The organism is Acetobacter sp. JWB (assembly GCF_003323795.1).
Taxonomy (GTDB): domain Bacteria; phylum Pseudomonadota; class Alphaproteobacteria; order Acetobacterales; family Acetobacteraceae; genus Acetobacter; species Acetobacter oryzifermentans.
This window is the reverse complement of record NZ_CP030871.1, coordinates 632481-646947: the sequence shown is the minus strand read 5'-3', so window position 1 is coordinate 646947 and position 14467 is coordinate 632481. Positions and strand designations below refer to the sequence as shown.

The 14467-nt window shown below is 58.0% G+C and carries 11 protein-coding genes; 5 read left to right on the top strand and 6 right to left on the bottom strand.

What is annotated here, in order from left to right:
* Positions 1 to 30: 30 nt before the first annotated feature.
* Positions 31 to 1032 carry an SH3 domain-containing protein gene (locus tag DS739_RS03050; protein WP_035354301.1) on the bottom strand — a complete coding sequence of 334 codons (1002 nt, stop codon included), beginning with the start codon at positions 1030 to 1032 and terminating at the stop codon, positions 31 to 33.
* Between the two features lie 279 nt (positions 1033 to 1311).
* Positions 1312 to 2124, bottom strand: a complete 813-nt coding sequence (locus DS739_RS03045; protein WP_006117135.1) for a molybdopterin-synthase adenylyltransferase MoeB — start codon at positions 2122 to 2124, stop codon at positions 1312 to 1314.
* Positions 2125 to 2317: 193 nt separating this feature from the next.
* On the opposite strand from DS739_RS03045, the gene DS739_RS03040 reads away from it, so the two are divergent.
* Positions 2318 to 2929: a DUF2939 domain-containing protein gene (locus DS739_RS03040; protein ID WP_006117134.1), complete on the top strand. Its 612-nt coding sequence runs from the start codon at positions 2318 to 2320 to the stop codon at positions 2927 to 2929.
* 124 nt (positions 2930 to 3053) lie between these two features.
* On the opposite strand, the gene DS739_RS03035 is transcribed toward DS739_RS03040, so the two are convergent.
* Complete coding sequence (locus DS739_RS03035; protein WP_006117133.1) at positions 3054 to 3284, bottom strand: DUF3126 family protein; 231 nt, start codon at positions 3282 to 3284, stop codon at positions 3054 to 3056.
* A gap of 196 nt (positions 3285 to 3480) precedes the next feature.
* On the opposite strand from DS739_RS03035, the gene DS739_RS03025 reads away from it, so the two are divergent.
* The 3 genes from DS739_RS03025 to DS739_RS03010 all read left to right on the top strand — a co-directional run bounded on the left by DS739_RS03025 (position 3481) and on the right by DS739_RS03010 (position 8274).
* Positions 3481 to 4017, top strand: coding sequence for a hypothetical protein (locus DS739_RS03025; RefSeq protein ID WP_006117132.1), 537 nt, complete (start codon positions 3481 to 3483; stop codon positions 4015 to 4017).
* A gap of 246 nt (positions 4018 to 4263) precedes the next feature.
* Positions 4264 to 6126 (top strand): alginate export family protein, encoded by a 1863-nt coding sequence (locus DS739_RS03020; protein WP_006117131.1) that lies wholly within the window; start codon positions 4264 to 4266, stop codon positions 6124 to 6126.
* A 177-nt stretch (positions 6127 to 6303) separates the two neighbouring features.
* Positions 6304 to 8274 carry an OPT family oligopeptide transporter gene (locus DS739_RS03010; RefSeq protein WP_035354165.1) on the top strand — a complete coding sequence of 657 codons (1971 nt, stop codon included), beginning with the start codon at positions 6304 to 6306 and terminating at the stop codon, positions 8272 to 8274.
* Positions 8275 to 8457: 183 nt separating this feature from the next.
* Here DS739_RS03010 and DS739_RS03005 read toward each other — a convergent pair whose 3' ends face one another.
* Both DS739_RS03005 and DS739_RS03000 read right to left on the bottom strand, forming a co-directional pair.
* Positions 8458 to 10782: a hypothetical protein gene (locus DS739_RS03005; protein WP_006117129.1), complete on the bottom strand. Its 2325-nt coding sequence runs from the start codon at positions 10780 to 10782 to the stop codon at positions 8458 to 8460.
* 59 nt (positions 10783 to 10841) lie between these two features.
* Positions 10842 to 11657 (bottom strand): universal stress protein, encoded by an 816-nt coding sequence (locus DS739_RS03000; protein WP_006117128.1) that lies wholly within the window; start codon positions 11655 to 11657, stop codon positions 10842 to 10844.
* 248 nt (positions 11658 to 11905) lie between these two features.
* On the opposite strand from DS739_RS03000, the gene DS739_RS02995 reads away from it, so the two are divergent.
* Positions 11906 to 12703, top strand: coding sequence for an alpha/beta fold hydrolase (locus tag DS739_RS02995; protein ID WP_035354304.1), 798 nt, complete (start codon positions 11906 to 11908; stop codon positions 12701 to 12703).
* A 13-nt stretch (positions 12704 to 12716) separates the two neighbouring features.
* On the opposite strand, the gene DS739_RS02990 is transcribed toward DS739_RS02995, so the two are convergent.
* Positions 12717 to 14375 (bottom strand): NAD(P)/FAD-dependent oxidoreductase, encoded by a 1659-nt coding sequence (locus DS739_RS02990; RefSeq protein WP_006117126.1) that lies wholly within the window; start codon positions 14373 to 14375, stop codon positions 12717 to 12719.
* Positions 14376 to 14467 lie beyond the last annotated feature (92 nt).

The window sequence follows — 14467 nt, the reverse complement described above, 5'->3', positions numbered from 1 at the left end:
CTGTTTCTCCTTCTAGTCCGCCGGGGTCTTTCAGGAGGGGTTCACGGCCTCATCAGCATCTACACCCCAGATGGCCTTACGCGGCACCCAGCCATTATACTGTTTGACGGAAACCCTGCACCACGCAGACCCCGCCGCACATTCTTTAACAGAGCCTACCGCACCGGGTTTCAGCACCGCTACAACGGGGGCATCATCGCTGGCACTTGCGCGGAGCATAACGGCACCCGCAATGCTTTTGGTATCATCCAACGTGGGCACTGTTTCTACAACGCGCGTATCCATGTGGCCGGATGCGGGAATTTTTTCACCATTCTTGTCTAGCTTGGGGGCAATAGGGGTATCATCCCCCGGTGGTTCACCCGGCACCAGAAAATCTCGCCCGCCCGCAAGGGTGGCCTGCTGCATCCAGCCTTTCTGGCCTGTGGGGTCTTCTACCAAACGCCACACATCAAATTCACGCTCGATACGCATTGGCATCCCACGGCGATGATACACCCAGATAATGGGGAAGCGCTGCCCCGGCCCGGCACGCATGTTCACTTCATCCGCCCGCAATGCCGCATAACGTGGCAGCGGCAGGCCCGTTACGGTGCCTTTTGGGGGTTCTGGCGCGGCATCTGCCGGAGGTGTGGCCGGGTTTGCGGCATCTGCTGCGGCAGTGCCAGCGGCTACGGCACCCGCCCCCACTGCGGCACCGGCAGCAACCGTGGCGGCGGGGTGGTGCTTGGCGGCCGCCGTGTGCGCGGCCTCGTGCCCTGCGGCATGGTGCTTTTTATGATGCTTGCTCTTTTTAGCGTGTTCGGCCTTAGCATCGGCGCTGTCTGACTTGGCGGAAACCTTTTTTCCGGCTTTGGCAGAAGCACCCTCATGCGTGGCTCCGGCATGATGAGCGTGGTGGCTGTGCGCCGTGGTTTTTTTCTGCTCTGCCGCATGGGCAGAAACCGTGGGAACACTGGCAAAAGCCACGGCACAGCCTGCCGCACAGGCCAGCAGGTGAAGCCGGAAAATAGAAGAGCGTGTGAACATCATGCCTGCATCCCTGCCAAGAGAGACGCGCCGGGGCAAGAGGCATCGCTTCTTATCCCATGCGCGAAGGCAGATAAGGTGGCATACCCTGCCCTGCCAAAGCTGCGGCAAATCTAAGACAAACCTTACATTCCCGCCAGACATGCCCTGCATACACGCCCTATGCCCAACATGCCATGCTGGTGCAGCCCCAGTGTGTCAGGCCTGTGTTTTTTGCCGCTGTAACGTGCCACGCATGCACGTGGTATCAGGAGTCGCAAGCATGTGTGCCGGTGCGCCGATTTACCCGGCTGAAGGTGTAGCCTGTTGCTGGGGCGTGCAGGCCTGCTCCACCCCCATGCCGCCGCAAACAGGGCAGTTGGGGTCTGCCTCCAGCATAATGGTGGTAAAGCGGGTGCGCAGGGCATCCCACATAAGCAAACGCCCGGCCATGCTTTGCCCTATGTTCAAAAGCTCCTTCAGGGCTTCTGTGGCTTGCAACGTGCCCATAACACCCGTTACGGCCCCAAATACCCCGGCCTCACCACAGCTCAGGCCAGAGGCTTCACCATCGGTTTGTGGGTAAAGGCAATGGTAACACGGGCCGCCACACCACGGGCGAAAAGTGGAAAGCTGGCCCTCAAACCGCTGCACGGCGGCAGAAACAAGCACTTTGCGGGTTTTTACGCAGGCAGCGTTTACCACGTAACGGGTGGCAAAGTTATCGCACCCATCACACACCAGATCGTACTGGCTTATCAGCCCTTCCGCCGTGGTGGCATCCAGCCGCTGGGGGTATGTTTCTACTACAATACCGGGGTTAAGCGCCTCTAGCGTGGCGCGGGCGGAATCTATTTTCCTACGCCCCACATCAGCCGTGGCATGCAGGATTTGGCGCTGAAGGTTGGAAAGCTCCACCACATCATCATCCACCAGCCCGATGCGCCCCACACCAGCCGCTGCCAGATACAGCGCTGTGGGTGACCCCAAGCCCCCCGCACCAATAATCAGCACGGAAGCCCCTTTCAGCGCCATCTGCCCGATTCCGCCAACCTCAGGCAAAAGAATGTGGCGAGAATAGCGCTGGATCTCGTCTTCAGAAAACTGCGAAATCATGGTGGGGCGTCCTGAAAAAAGTAAAAAAGACAGTGAACCGATCGGTCAGAATGGCGTTAAACAGCCAACATGCTTCGTGTTGCGGCAAAAATCACGTTTTTGTAATAACACCAAAAACATGACATGTTAGTGTGCATCAGAGGTATGCTTCTGTTATAGTAACCTGCAAAATCAACATAAGAGGAATGCAAACATGATATCCCTTCCTCAGTTCGGGCAGCCTGCCCGAGCAGCCAGTCTGACCCCGCGCCAGACCGCGCGGGGGATATGTGTTGCCTCAGCCGTAGCGGCACTGGGTGTATATCTGGCTTCCCCTTTTGTAACGCTGTGGAGTGTGGGTTCTGCCCTGCACACCCACGATATGGCGGCCCTTGGGCAAGTGATTAACTGGGGGGCGTTAGATGCCTCCATCAAGCACCAAACGCTTAATGGCCTGCACCTTATACCTGCATCGGACGATCTGCCCGAATTTGGTGAATCCTTTGCTGCCACGGCTGTTTCCAACGCAGTGGATACCACGGTAACGCAAAACAATCTGGGCATGCTGGTAGATCAGGCCATTCCGGCGGCTGTGCCTGTCAGCCAGCCCAATATTTCCTTCGCTTCTCTGGCGGCTCATGCGTCCGTAAGGTTCGCACGGCTTGATCAGTTTGTGGCGGAAGTGCCCCTGCCAGGGCATGAGCGTGAAACCCCCCTGCGCATTGAAATGCGGATACAGGGGTGGCGCTGGAAAATTACCAATGTGGAATTCCCCACGGCGCGGGCTCCAGTGCTTCAGGCCTCTGCTGCGCCATCCAACGCCTGAACTCTAACCCGCCTGCACCCTAGCGTATATGTGGGTGGCCCTTATAAAAAAGGCCACCCACCCGTAGGCGGCAGCGTACTGCCTGCCTACGTATGAAGTGGCCTTGCAAGCCGTTGCGCCAGATTTATTTGGCGGCGGGCAGGTCTTCTTCCAGCACCACAATATTTACGGCGTAGGACACATCACCATCTTCATCATCACGATGGATGGTGCCAATCACTTCACCATCTGCTGCCAGTTCAACAGACATACCTGCACGAGGTGCGGGGTTGATTGTCAGCTTTTCGGAACCCAGCAGCCTGCGCAGAGCTGTCTGAAGCCGGGTGATTTCTGAAGGAGATATGGAACCGCTCATGTCATTCTTTTCCTGCTGGCATAACTTTGCGCCAAAATAAGGCAAACCGCGCAGGCACGGGCCACTCCGCCCGAAAACGGTGGAGCAACCGGGCACTGGCGCGGTCGCCTTTCCGATCTGTGGCCCCGCTATAGGACAACCACCCACGCTGCCGCAACCTTTCCGCAGCATTGCCCTGCCGCCGCCACTTTCTGCTGTGCATGTGACTTACTGGTTAGAGGAGGATCTGCCCATGCGTTTCTTGCGTGCTCTTGTGCCGATGCTTTCTGCCTGCGTGCCTGTTGGAATGTGCCTTTTTGCCCTGCAACATGCGCCACCGCCCCCGATGCAACCAGAACGCACAGCCCATATTCTCAACATGGTGGCACATGATGGCGCGGCCCAAACAGCTCAAGCCCTCTCCCGCCAAAAAGGCTGGGCGGATGTGCAGCACGCCGTAACCTCTGGCCAGCCCGATGCCGCGCGCCTTGTGCCCGCGCTTTTGCCATCCGCAGATTCGCACACAACGCGTACACTTTACAAAACCATGCAGGCCGCCCTGCCCAAACACCCGGCTGTTGTGCTGGCTGCTACCAAGCAAGGGACGTCCATACAGGCAGATTTGCAGGCTGTATGTTCCCCCATAGGCATGAGCCACACATGGCGCCAACAAGCCCGCCAAGCAGTGGCCCATGTGCATGATGTTCATCTGTCTGACCGTGCGCAACGGTGCCTGAACAGACTGGATGGCTGAACACTTTTTTGTTTATTTCTTAAATCAGTTTTTATGAAACCCTGAAGCTGGCACAAAAACCCAAGAAATACTGCCAGTTTCAGCCGGTCTATGCGCGCCTTTTCAGCCGCAAATGCTACACAAGCCAGAAATGCACCACACGCAATTTAGATATGACCTGAGCGCGTGAAGTGATAACATCCAAATATTAGATATTCATTATTAGAATATCTCCCAAAAAAAATAACAAGAAGCGAACCCCGGCCCATGACCGCATACCCCGGATTTTCTCGTCCCGGACAGGCCATTGCCGCCGTTTACTGTCCGGCTTTTTCTTCTCCTGCTCTCCCTGCCCGCACGCCTGTTTATTGGCCTGCCTTTGGCCTGCACGCTCTGCTTGCAGCCTCTGCCGCCGGATTTGCGGTGTGTCTTGCCCCCTACGCTACGGCGGCAGAAACAGCCCCTAACGCCGCGCATCTGCATTACCCACACACACCTGCCGTTGTGCGCACAACACCAACCACTGTTGTGCCCGCCAAGGAAGCACCAGCAGAAGTTACATCCTCTGCCACACCTGCCGCCAAGCCGGGGTTTTGGGATAATGCACGCCTGCTGCCCCCGCTCACCAGCCGACCAGAAGCATATGGTCAGCCGCAATCTTTGGAGCTTTCCCCTTTATCTACCGCCCTGCTGCACCAAGGGCCGTGGGGGGTATTTAACGCCAATACCGGAGCTGCCGCAGGGTTTGGCACCGTGGGGTATTATGCTGTTTCGCGGTGGGCAGAGGATTGGTCCAGCCTGCGGGACAAGCGCAACCGCATAGATGCCATGGATGCGCTTAAATACATTCCCTTCAATCAGGAAGGAGATATCTACCTGTCCTTCAGCGGCAACTTCCGCCAGCACAACTTTTATGATCAGCGTGCAGGATTTGGCACCACCAAAAAAGATCCTGCCTATCGCAACAACTTTCGCTGGAATCTGGGCGCAGACCTGCACTTGGGCGAGCACGTCCGCCTGTATGGGGAGCTGATGAGCGGGCAAGCCGCAGGTGTAAACTACTATGGCTATGCCGGAGGCCGCTGGCGCAGCAAGCTGGATGCCCAGCAGGCGTTTGTAGAAGTGCGCGGCAAAGTGCTGGGCGCCACCGTAGGCGGCATGGCCGGGCGCATGACCTTTTTGGATGCCCCCCCATATTTTACGGCAGGAAGCGTGTACCCCACCCTGCCGTATTCATGGAACGGCCTGCGCGGCTATGCCTTTTGGAAGAACTTTCGCGTAGATGGCTTTTATCTAACCCTAACAGATAACAGCCCGCCCATTGCCTTCCATGATACCGTGGGGTGGAGATCTCGCCTGTTTGGGGCTTACACATCCTACGCGCTGCCCAAGTTCTCGTTTCTGGGCAAAAACAGCCAAGTGTTTGTAGATAGCTTTTACTACGGCATTATTCTGGCCAGCAGCGCTCTGCCCACAGCAGCAGGCGGCAGCATTGCGGGTTCTACCCACCGTGATACGCCGGGCATGCGCGTATGGGGTAACGCTGGGCCTGTTGAATTTTCTGTTGGCGGCATGTGGCAGGGGGGAGAATTCCGCGCGGCCAAAAGCGGCCCCACACGGCCTGTTTCTGCTTATTCCATCAACGCCACACTCTCATGGCGCTTTGCCAAATGGGCGGGGCATCCGGCTGTGGGGATTCAGGTGGATGATGTTTCTGGCGGCAACATGAACAAAAGCCAGAGCAGCAGTTGGGGCAGCTTTCTTTCACCCTACGTGCCCAGCGCCTACTACCTGGATATCAGCACCTATATCGGGCAATCCAACATTATTGATGTAGGGCCTATTGCCACGGTTTCCCCCACCCCCAACACCACCTTGCTGATGAAGGTGCCCGTGGTGTGGCGCAACAGCAAACAAGATGCCATTTATGCCAGCGGCACAGCCTTTTATAACCTGCGCCCACATGGGGCCTATACGGCCACTATGCCGCAGGCCAGCTTTACGTGGCGTGCCACGCGCCACATTACGCTAAGCGTTGATGGCGAATATATTTTTGCTTCCAAAACCATGATTAACGCGGGCGCATCCTCCGGCGCGTTCGTGCAGAGCAACTTGGAACTTACCTTTTAACCCTCGCTTTTGTGCCCATTGGGCCACAGCGGTACAGACAAACTGCCCCGTCCATCGTAATGCTTGCAGCATATACAAACCAGACGGGGCAGCCCCATGCGCCACGCATGTCCTGCACATGCATCCATCGGGCCGCCTTGCCACAGCCAGACCAAGCAAGCAGCCCGAGGCCCCAGCATGACGCCATCCCCCACCCGCCGAGAACTCACCCTGCGCGGGCTTGTGCTGGGCGCACTCATCACCATCGTTTTTACTGCTTCCAACGTGTATCTGGGCCTGCGTATTGGGCTTACGTTTGCATCCTCCATTCCCGCTGCGGTTATTTCCATGGCTGTGCTGCGGATGCTGGGCGGTGGCTCCATTTTGGAAAACAATATGGTGCAAAGCCAAGCCTCGGCAGCGGGCACGCTTTCTTGCGTGTTTGCCACCTTTCCGGGGTTGGTTATGGCGGGGTATTGGCAGAACTTTCCGTTCTGGCAAACGGCGGGGCTTTCACTCGCCGGGGGCATATTGGGCGTGCTGTTTACAATTCCACTACGGCGCGCACTGGTTACAGAAAGCAGCCTGCCTTACCCAGAGGGCGTGGCTGCGGCAGAAATTTTGCGCGCCGGGGCAGAAAAAGGCCATAGCCACGGGCTGCGCGCCCTTATTGGCGGCGGTGTTATTGCCACGCTTTTTTCATTCGCCAGTGCTGGGCTGCGGCTTTTGGCCGATACACTCACCCTTACAGCCACCGCTGGGGCTGCGGTGTTTCAGTTTTCCGGCGGGCTTTCCCTCGCTCTTGTTGGGGCGGGCTATCTGGTGGGGATAGCTGGCGGGTTGGCCATGCTGCTGGGCTGCATTCTGGCGTGGGGCATGGGTGTACCGTGGTTAACGGCCCATTTGCCCAACCCGGAACATCTGGCCCCTGCTGCCTTTGCGCATGATGTATGGCTGCACAAGGTGCGCTTTATTGGTGCGGGGGCCATTGCCGTGGCCTCACTCTGGACATTGGTGGAACTTATGCCGCCTGTGCTGCGTGGCCTGCGCGCCATGTTGACAGGCCGCGGCCAAACGCTGGTGCCCGATACAGAGCGCGATATGTCTGGCCGCAGCATGGGGCTGTTGCTGCTGCTTTCCGCCGCCATGCTGGCTGGGCTGTTTGCGTATTTTCTGGCCCCTGTTGCGGTGGGGTTTTGGCCTGTTGTGGCCGCTGCTGTGCTGTTTTGCATTGTGTTTGGTTTTATTATGGCGGCAGCCTGTGGCTATATGGCGGGCATTGTGGGGTCTTCCTCCTCCCCCATATCGGGCATTATCATTATTGGCGCTGTGCTTTCCGCCCTGATGATACTGGCGCTGGAAGCCTTGGGCCTTACCCCCACCAGCATGATGGCCGAGGGGCAAAAACTGGCCACGGCGTTTACCATTTTGGTGCTTTCGGCCATTACGGCCACGGTGGCCATTTCCAACGATAACCTGCAAGATCTTAAAACCGGGCAGCTTGTTGGGGCATCGCCATGGAAGCAGGAAGTGGCGCTGATTGTAGGCTGTGTGGTGGGGGCTGCGGTTATTCCACCCGTGCTGAACCTGCTTTACCAAGCCTATGGTTTTGCTGGCACCATACCCCGCCCCGGCATGGACCCCACGCATGCGCTTTCCGCCCCACAGCCTGCGCTTATTGCCATGATCGCCAACGGCATTTTTACGCACTCGCTGGATTGGAGCATGCTTTCCATTGGCATGGCGCTGGGGGCTGTTCTGGTGGGGGTGGATCAGCTTTTGCGCCGCCGCCATATGGCGTTGCCACCTTTGGGCGTGGCGGTGGGGCTGTATCTTCCTGCCTCTGTTAGTATCACGTTGGCTGTTGGGGCTATTCTGGGTTGGGGGTTAAAACACCACACCAAAACCCGCAGGGCACAGAACCACCAAACAGAACCTGCTGCCAACGCCGCCATTGGCACCATGCTGGCTTCTGGCTTTATTGTGGGGGAAAGCCTGACAGGTGTTGCGCTGGCCGTGCTTTCTGGCGCGTTGGGGCAGGATGATGCGCTCTCCATCGCGCACTATGTGCCCGCAAACCTGCCGCCTGTGTTGGGCACTGCTGCTTTTGTGGCTGTCTGCTGGTGGTTTGCGCGTAAAACCCTGCAAGCTGAAACACAGGGGCGTTAAACGCGGCCTACGCAAAAGGCTTACCCCAGCAAGGGCGCACAACACGTAAACACCCTTTAAGATATGCGGCGGGAAGATATGCGGCGGGTGGAGCGCGCTACGTTCTGTTTGGCAAACCTGTAAGGCATTCAAAGGAATATTACAGCCTTGTTGGATTTTTTCTTTGTAGAAATCAGGACTTTTTCATTTTTGTCTGCGACTAAAGCCCAATCCCAACACCCCCAAGCCAAACACCAGCCCCGCCCAGCCCCACGCCATACCGGGTGGGGTAAAGGAAAAGCAAATATCCGCGGCCCCTTTTGGCAAAGTGATGCGCTGGAACAGGTTTTCTTCATATCCAATAGCAGCTTCCTGCCCGTTGATGCGCACATGCCAACCGGGCAGCATAAGTTCGCGCCGAATAAGTAGGGCAGCCGTGCGACAATGTGTGCGGAGTACGGTGCGGGAGATTGGGTGGATCTCGCAGCCCTCTGCGGTCTCAAAATACGGGGCGGGATGAGGCAGGCGGTACAGATCATTCGCGGCACTGCTGTAAAGCAATTGCAGACGTTTTTCGGCGGGGGCCTCCTGCTGGCCCGGCAGCACCATACCATGCGGCACAACTGCCAGAGCCACACCCAAGCGTTCCAGAACCTCCGGCTTTTGGCCCAGAACATCCTGCAAAAAGAAGTGCCCATTCGGGGTGTTGGGCGTAATGCCATCAAACGTAACGGGGTTAAGGTTTGCGCCAAAATCCTGCTGCAAACGGGCAATCCACGCAGCAGGCATGGGCACGCCGTTGTGGTTGAGAGAGGCCAGCCCAAAATACGCACCATAATTGGGAGCCAACCCGCCGAGAGATACAAACCTGTTCAGCCCGATTTGTGCCTTCATGGTGTTGATAAGCGTGGCATCTACCGGCAGCACGCTGCGGGTGGAGAGTAGCGGCACGCAAAACAGAAAAAGCGCTTCTGCCACCACGGCACTTGCCAGAACAGCACAGCGCCACCGCACCAAAACCGGCAATAGCAACGCGGCAAGGCACAGCGCCACCAATGCACCACCTGCCAGCACAGAGCCAAAAGCATAAAAGCGGGAAGGCACAGGCCCTTGCGCAAAGCCCCATAAATCGGCCCGTGCGGGGGCGTTCCAGCGCCACACGGCATAGGTGGACAGCAGCAGAACACCACCGGCACACAGCGCAGGCCATGCGGATATCAGCCAGCTTTTGACACGTTGTTTTGCAACACCCGCGCCCGCCTGAGCACCAATATTGCGGCACACATCATCCAGCCCGAAGGCGGCTAGAAGAATAAGCGCCATTTCCTCCATCGGGTAGCAAAAGCGATGAAAAAACGTGAGGGCTATACCGGGTATCATATCCATAAGCGGGGCTATGCCGGGCAGGTTGGCCTGCTTGCCCACACAAGCCACAAAATAGGCTGCCAGCATAATACGTGCCGCCCGGTCTCGCCGCCCCCATAGGCCCAGAAGTGCCAAAAATGGCAGCACAGCCCCCCAATATCCGCCAACACTCCACCATGCCTCGTACCGAGAGGCCGGGCCGTAAAAAATGGGGCCATTGATGTAAGGAAACAGCGCCATAGCCCAGCATGTGATGGGCTGGGTGATGGAAATACCCGCTGCGTGGTCTCCCACCCACGCATGGGGCAAATAGGTGGCAAACGCCACAAGCTGCGGGGCAGCTAAAAGCAGGGCCGTGCTGCCGCCAACCGCAATGGCGGCGGCAAACGGTGCGCGTGCCCCCGCAGGCTGTTGCGCCAGACGCAAAAAAGCCCAGCACAATACCAATGTGCCCTGCAAAAACGCGGTTTCGGGAAAGCTGGAAAGCACCATGCCCCCCAAGCCAAGGGCCAGCAGGCCCCAGTTACGCATACCGGCCCAGCCATGTGCCGTGCCACGCAACACCTCCACCCCCAGCAAGGCCAAAGGCAAAAAGGCCAGCGGCTGGCTTGGCCCATCCGATGCCCACGCAAACGTGCCGTTAAACGCCCACAGCACGGCACCGGCCAACACCACGCGCGCATCCAGCCCCAGCTTGCGCAGCAGGGCGTACATGCAAAAACCTGCCAGAATTTGCAGCGCAATTTTAAGCAGCAACAGCCCACCGGGCAGGCCTAAAAGCAGCACAAAAGGCAAAAAGAACGCGCCGGGCTGATACTCCCCCGCCAACGGCATGCCCACGCCGCTATACGGGTTCCACCACGGCAAAATACCATGCCGCCAATCTGCTGCGGCCAAATGGCCCAATGCCTGCACAATAACACCCGCGCAGCCATCTACCCACCCCGGCAAACCGGGTAACATGCCGCCTTCCAGCCAGTTGCGCCGCGTTTGCGTGCCTGCCGAAAGCACAGAAATAGGGTCGGACGTTGCGCCACCCCACAACATCGGGCCCAGAAGTTCTGGCAGATGCACCAGCACAGGCAGCAATGCCAGCACAACCACGTGCCATACAGGCCAGTGAGCACAAAACCGATGGCGGGCAAAAAAAGAAAAAGCGGGCATATGCCCGCCTTAGCAAAGGGGAAGCCGTATTCCTACACAATACGCCCCTTGTATGTGCGTTAGTGCTGCAAAAAGACCGGCACATCCGGGTGGGCCAGAATATAATCCGTAGCACTGCCCATAAGCCGATTATACAGCATGCTGTGCTGATACCCGCCTATCACCAACAAATCCGCCCGCCGGGCATCTACCTCACCCAGAATGGATTGTGCGGCCTTGCTGGCATCATCACTTGGATTCATCTCCACCCGTTCGGGCGTAATGCCGGGCAAGATATCCATCGGCATGGGGGAAGCCGGTGTTTGCAGCACATCCACCTGTTTGGCCTGCGCCAGCAATACGCGGGCAGAAGCAAACGCCTTGCGGCAACCCTCCGTATCTTTCCATGCCATCAGAATATGGTCCCCACTTGGGCGATCCCAAAAAGGTGGCACAAACAGAACGGGGCGACCTGTTTGAAAAATGGCTGAACGGGTGGCCAGTTTTTTCTGGTCACTATCCCGGCTATCGGGAAAGTTCATAATCAGCAAATCAGCATCCTTGCCATAACCGCTGATAATTCTGTCCACCGTAATTTCGGGGTCCAGCCAGTTTACTTCCACCTTGCTTAACCGTTCTGCGCCAGAACCATATTCCTCCGCCAGCCAGCGGTGGAAAATTGTGTGCAGGCTATCAGCCCATTCACGCTGGTTTTCGCGCAGCACGGCAGCGCTTTCATCTGTCAGGCCCATATTGCCCAGCACCTGCGTAGGGGGTTCCCGCGCGGCCAGAACATCCATGCGGTTGCCGTTTACGCGGGCCAAAAACTGTGCGGCCATGTTCAGCAGCACTTCCGCCTGATCCTGCTGGCTGAGAATAACAAGACATCTCTGCATTGCCTGCGCTCTCCCGTTTTTATCTGTGGCGTGTCACCACGCACACCTATGGTGGGCCAGCGCCAGAAAGCATTCACACCAAACGTGCCCGCCGGCTAAAGGGTTGCCCATCCCTCCAACTGTGCCACGCCTGCCCTCTCTCTGGAAGGTGAAGAAAAAACATGCCGCCCCCTCTCGCATTTCGGGGCAAAGCGCGGCACAACCGCAAGGATAACACCAGCCCTTACGCAAAAAAGGATACGGCCACCGTGTTGCTGAACGTGATTGAACGCGGCCCCGATGCCCCCTCTCCCCTGCCGCCGGTTGTGCTGTTGCACGGGCTGTTTGGCCGTGCGCGCAATCTGGGCTTTGTGCAACGTAAGCTGGCCGCCACCCGCCAAACGCTGGCAATGGATTTACGCAACCACGGCAACAGCCCCCACGGCCCCATGAGCTACCCCGCCATGGCGGAAGATGTGCTGGAAACCATGCACCATCATGGCATCAAAAAAGCCTTGGTGCTTGGCCATTCCATGGGTGGCAAAACCGCCATGATGCTCTCCCTTATTCACCCACAGGCCGTGCAAAGCCTGCTGGTGGTGGATATTGCCCCCGGCCAGGGTGGCTTTGCGCGGATGGATCTGCCGCCGGGGCTGGATAAGCTGGTTTTTCCCCCGCATCTGGATTTACGCAGCGCAGATGAGCTGTTGCGCCCGCTGATAAGCAATGATGCCGTGCGGCAATTGATGATCCAGAACATCCGCATGGGGGATAACCCCGGCTGGGCCATTGGCATGCACGATATTCTGGCCGGAATGCCCGCCATGATGGGCTGGCCCACATTGCCCCCTAGTGCGCAATATAGTGGCCCCACGCTGTTTATTCGGGGGGAAACATCACCCTATATTCAGCCCACCAATTACCCACAGATGCGCCATCTGTTCCCGCACTATCGGTTGGAAACAATCAACGGCGCAGGCCATTGGGTGCATGCAGACGCCCCGCGCCGGTTTATGGAACTGGTGGAAGAATTTGCCACCCAGACAGAAGACGCCTCCACCCCCTGAAGGCGCAAAAAACCTAACGGGGTGGCAGTGTGGCTGGCTTGCCTGCCAGATTAAGGGCCACGGCCTCCGCAATGCGGATACCATCCATAGAGGCAGAGAGAATACCACCCGCATAACCTGCCCCTTCACCCGCCGGATACAGGCCCGGCGTGTTGATAGACTGCCCGCCCTCATTCCGTGGAATGCGCAAGGGAGAGGATGTGCGGGTTTCCACCCCGGTCATCACCGCGTCTTCCATGGCAAAGCCGCGGATCTTGCGGTCAAATTTCGGCAGGGCCTCACGCAGGGCTTCCACCACAAAATCGGGCAGGCATTTTGAAAGATCGGTGGGGGTTACGCCCGGTTTGTAGGAGGGCACAACATCCCCCAACGTGGTAGAGGGGCGGCCTGCCAGAAAATCTCCTACACGCTGGGCGGGGGCACGGTAATCTCCACCTCCCAGTTCAAACGCCTTGCGCTCCCATTGGCGTTGAAAGGCCATGCCCGCCAGCGGGTCATCCGGGTAATCCACACCGGGGCGCAGTTCCACCACTATGCCGGAATTGGCGTTACGCTCGGCGCGGGAATACTGGCTCATGCCGTTGGTAACCACCTGCCCTTCTTCCGAAGTAGCCGCCACCACGGTACCGCCGGGGCACATGCAAAAGGAATACACGCCCCGCCCATTGCTGGCATGGTGCACCAGCCGATATTCCGCAGCGCCCAGCAGCTCGTTTCCCGCGCTGGGGCCAAACTGCGCCACATCTATGACAGATTGCGGGTGCTCAATCCGCACCCCAATGGAAAATGGCTTGGCCTGCATGGCCACATCTTCGGCCTGCAACATGGCAAACGTATCACGCGCGCTGTGGCCCACGGCCAGAATAACATGATCGGCGTGTATGGTCTCACCCTCAGCCGTGCGCACACCTTCTACCGCGCGGGTTTGCGGGTTAAGCACCAACCCATCCACACGGGTTTGAAAACGGTATTCCCCACCTGCTTCCTCTACCTCGCGCCGAATATGCTCCACCATGGAAACAAGGCGGAATGTGCCAATATGCGGGTGGGCCAGATACAGAATATCCTCCGGCGCGCCAGCTTTTACAAACTCCTCCAGCACCTTGCGGCCTAAAAAGCGTGGGTCTTTAACCTGGCTATACAACTTGCCATCAGAAAAGGTTCCGGCCCCGCCCTCACCAAACTGCACGTTGCTTTCTGGCGTAAGTTCAGAGCGCCGCCATAGGGCAAACGTATCCACTGTGCGCTCACGCACCACCTTGCCGCGTTCCAGCAGCAGCGGGCGCAGGCCCATGCGCGCCAGCACAAGGGCGGCCATAAAGCCGCACGGCCCGGCACCTATAACAATAGGGCGCTTGTAACCGGGCTGAGCAGCCAGTTCTGCCCCATTAGCAATAGGGGGCACCCATTCCATGTTGGGGGATGGCTGCACGTGGTTATCCTTGGGGTGGGCGGCACGGTAACGGGCCAGCACGGCGGCCTCGTCCCTTACGGTGCAATCCACGGCATAAACCAGCTTAATGGCCACCCGCTTGCGGGCATCGTGCCCGCGCTTGAACACGCTGTAATGCTCCAACGCATCTTGGGTAATGTTCAGCCGCTCGCAGATTGCCTGTGCCAACGCCTGTGGCGAATGGTCTAGCGGAAGCCGTAATTCGGTCAATCTGAGCATGCGCTGTGCCCTTACCTTTCAAACAGGCGTGAAAAAAAATCTGCTCTTTCCCTAAGCTGCTCTGCCGTGTGGCGCAATATTGGCGGTGTGGG

Excerpts from the sequence above, each read along its gene's own strand:
- DS739_RS03035 (WP_006117133.1), bottom strand. The coding sequence starts at position 3,284 with ATGAGCGGTTCCATATCTCCTTCAGAAATCACCCGGCTTCAGACAGCT.
- DS739_RS03000 (WP_006117128.1), bottom strand. The coding sequence starts at position 11,657 with ATGCAGAGATGTCTTGTTATTCTCAGCCAGCAGGATCAGGCGGAAGTG.
- DS739_RS03010 (WP_035354165.1), top strand. The coding sequence starts at position 6,304 with ATGACGCCATCCCCCACCCGCCGAGAACTCACCCTGCGCGGGCTTGTG.
- DS739_RS02990 (WP_006117126.1), bottom strand. The coding sequence starts at position 14,375 with ATGCTCAGATTGACCGAATTACGGCTTCCGCTAGACCATTCGCCACAG.
- DS739_RS03005 (WP_006117129.1), bottom strand. The coding sequence starts at position 10,782 with ATGCCCGCTTTTTCTTTTTTTGCCCGCCATCGGTTTTGTGCTCACTGG.
- DS739_RS03020 (WP_006117131.1), top strand. The coding sequence starts at position 4,264 with ATGACCGCATACCCCGGATTTTCTCGTCCCGGACAGGCCATTGCCGCC.
- DS739_RS03050 (WP_035354301.1), bottom strand. The coding sequence starts at position 1,032 with ATGATGTTCACACGCTCTTCTATTTTCCGGCTTCACCTGCTGGCCTGT.
- DS739_RS03040 (WP_006117134.1), top strand. The coding sequence starts at position 2,318 with ATGATATCCCTTCCTCAGTTCGGGCAGCCTGCCCGAGCAGCCAGTCTG.
- DS739_RS03045 (WP_006117135.1), bottom strand. The coding sequence starts at position 2,124 with ATGATTTCGCAGTTTTCTGAAGACGAGATCCAGCGCTATTCTCGCCAC.